The 2,688-nt window shown below is 65.0% G+C and carries 3 protein-coding genes; all 3 read left to right on the top strand.

The window, feature by feature from the left end; all coding sequences use genetic code 11:
- Window positions 1-202: 202 nt before the first annotated feature.
- Genes FNX44_RS25855 through FNX44_RS25845 form a run of 3 tightly spaced genes read left to right on the top strand, consistent with a single transcriptional unit; the run spans window position 203 to window position 2,516 of the window.
- Window positions 203-1,384 carry an AAA family ATPase gene (locus FNX44_RS25855; protein WP_143651400.1) on the top strand — a complete coding sequence of 394 codons (1,182 nt, stop codon included), beginning with the start codon at window positions 203-205 and terminating at the stop codon, window positions 1,382-1,384.
- On the top strand, window positions 1,381-1,983 hold the full coding sequence (locus FNX44_RS25850) for a DUF4276 family protein (protein WP_143651399.1): 603 nt from the start codon (window positions 1,381-1,383) through the stop codon (window positions 1,981-1,983). Before FNX44_RS25855 ends, FNX44_RS25850 begins: the two co-directional genes overlap by 4 nt.
- The gene (locus tag FNX44_RS25845) at window positions 1,887-2,516 is read left to right on the top strand and encodes an HAD family hydrolase (protein WP_407699184.1); all 630 of its coding nucleotides are present in this window, start codon (window positions 1,887-1,889) and stop codon (window positions 2,514-2,516) included. Before FNX44_RS25850 ends, FNX44_RS25845 begins: the two co-directional genes overlap by 97 nt.
- Window positions 2,517-2,688 lie beyond the last annotated feature (172 nt).

Here is a 2,688-nt window from a genome sequence, read left to right as displayed (position 1 = left end):
CCCCCGCCTTCACCACCTTCGTGGCAAGCATCAAGACCGGCACCCTCCCCACTCCCTGATCCCCACGGGAACACCACTGCCGGGCTCCACAGCACGGGCACCCCGCGCACCACGAGGTGACGGGCGACGAGCTGCTACTCCCCGCGCACGCGGGGATCGCCCAAAACCACCGGCTCACGTGAGTCGGTGGTTGACTGCTTCCATGCAGGACAACTTCTTCACGCTCACCCGGGTTCGGCTACGGCACTACAGGAGCATCGCGGCGGCCGACGTCGAGCTGGGCCGCCTCCTGCTGCTCGTCGGCCCGAACGGCTCGGGGAAGAGCAACTTCCTGGACGCGCTGAGGCTGCTGTCCGAAGCATTGCAGACCTCACTTGACCAAGCCCTCCGCGCCCGCGGTGGAGTGGCCGAGGTTCGCCGCAGGTCAACGGGCCACCCGACGCACTTCGCCATTGACCTGGAATATCGGGGGCCGGACTACGAGGGCGAGTACGGGTTTGAAGTCGCTGCGGTCAGAGGCGGCGGGTTCCGAATCTCGAAGGAACATTGCCGCGTGCGACACGGCGCTTCACCGAAAAGCGATAAAGAACCGACTGAAGCGCGCTTCCGAGTCGAGAACGGTAAACTGGCCGAACAAACGGAGCCAGTAATGCCGCCGACTAACGAACAGCGCCTGTACCTTATCTCCGCCGCCGGCCTCGACCCCTTCCGGAAAGTGTACGACGGAATGGCCGGTATCAGCGTGTTCAGCCTGAATCCCGACGTGATACGTCAACCTCAAACCCCAGACTCCGGAGATTTTCTCCATCGCGACGGCTCCAACATCGCCAGCGTGCTGCACCGACTAGAGCGCACTAAGATCGGCCGCGCCGACAAGGCCCGAATCGAGGATTATCTACAGCAGATCGTTCCGGGCATGCAGGGAGTTTCCCGCTCCGAACTGGGAAACTGGGAGACACTGGAGTTCAGTCAGGTCGTGCGGGGGTCGAAAGCGCCCTGGCGCTTTCAAGCCCAATCGGTCTCCGACGGCACGCTACGCGCTCTCGGCGTCCTGGTGTCGCTATTCGCAGGCACCGGCAGCACACTCAGCACCATCGGCATCGAGGAGCCGGAAAGCGCGCTGCACCCTGCCGCAGCGGGCGTGCTCCTCGACGCGCTGCGGGACGCGAGCGAACGCCGTCAGGTGATTGTCACGAGCCACAGCCCAGATCTCCTGGACCGTCACGACTTCACGTTGAACGAGCTGCGGGCAGTACGTGCCGTCGAAGGCGAAACCCAGATCGGGGAGTTGGACGAAGCAGGCGCCATGGCGTTGCGCGAGAATCTGTACACTCCGGGTGAGCTACTCAGGAACGATCAGCTACTCCCGGGGGCACCTCGATGAACTTCTCGCCCATCGTTGCTCCCATCGTCGAGGGGCACGGCGAGGTCCAGGCCGTACGGCAGCTCGTCACACGAATTGCGATCGAACACCTGAACACCTGGGTCGAGGTAGCCCAGCCCTTCCGCCTGGACGCCGGAAAGATGCGCAAGCCCGACGAGTTGGCAAAGGCGGTCCGTTTACAGGCGGTGCGCGTTCAGGGACGACCGGGCGGTGTCCTGATCCTCCGAGACGGCGACGACAACGACGTCGACTGCCCGGTCGAGCTGGCGCGTCTGATAGCCCCAGCGCCGGAGCTGGTGCCTGTGGCGGTGGAAGTCGTGATCGCCAGACATGAGTACGAGGCGTGGTTTCTCGCGGCCGCGGAATCGCTTCGCGGTCACCCGGCGATGCGTGACGACGCCACGGCGCCGCGCAGGCCCGAGACCAGGCGCGGCGCGAAGACCCAGTTGCAGGCGATGATGCACGAGTCCTACAAGGAGACTCTTCACCAGGCGCGGTTCTCATCGCTCATGGACCTGGCGGCGGCAGCGAACAACAGCCGGTCGTTCCGGCGGATGATCCACGCGGTCGAGACCCTTCTGGCCTCCAAGCCCAAATGAGCCCTGTCGCCAGCGACAACGCTGCTGCGCCGGAGCCGCGCGCAGTTGTGCCTGGGGGCGTCGGGGCGGTCAGTGAGCGTGAGGTGCACGATCAGGTCGCTGCGCGTCTCCGCCTTGATGCCGGCCGGGTGGAAGCCTTCATGGCGGACCTGTGGGCCGAGTATCTGGGAACTCCGAACGACGAACTGATCACGTATGTGCGGAGTTTGCGGTCGCGCTGTCGGCTGGGCATTCTGAGCAACAGCTTCGTGGGTGCGCGGGAGCGGGAGACGGCCGCTTACCGCTTCGACGAACTGGTCGAGGAGATCGTGTACTCCCACGAGATCGGCATCTGCAAGCCAGACGAGCGCGCGTTCCGGATGACCTGTGCGCGACTGGACGTGCGGCCGGAGGACTGTCTGTTCATCGACGACGCAGCGGCCAACGTGGCGGCCGCCCAGAAGGTCGGCATGCGGGCGCATGTGTTCAGGGACAACGCGGCGGCCGTCGCACGCATCGCGGCGCATCTGAACGGTGCCGCTCCGTCCCGTTGATCAAGCCCCTTCCAACTCTCGTCCTGTCCCACGGTGTGACCTAGCGAATCGCCGCAGGCCAAGCCGCTTCAGATGTCACCCGGTCGTGCGGCAGACCCCTCACACCAACGAGTTGGATGGCATCCCTCGATGGGGGGAGGGGGTTTGGCTTTCAGGATGATGTGCGGGGACG

The organism is Streptomyces alkaliterrae, assembly GCF_007097205.2.
Lineage (GTDB): Bacteria > Actinomycetota > Actinomycetes > Streptomycetales > Streptomycetaceae > Streptomyces > Streptomyces alkaliterrae.
The sequence above is the reverse complement of the archived record's forward strand: the minus strand, read 5'-3'. Positions and strand labels throughout refer to the sequence as shown.

What these genes read in the sequence shown, in the direction of transcription:
- FNX44_RS25850 (WP_143651399.1), top strand. Translation starts at nt 1,381, where the DNA reads ATGAACTTCTCGCCCATCGTTGCTCCCATCGTCGAGGGGCACGGCGAG.
- FNX44_RS25855 (WP_143651400.1), top strand. Translation starts at nt 203, where the DNA reads ATGCAGGACAACTTCTTCACGCTCACCCGGGTTCGGCTACGGCACTAC.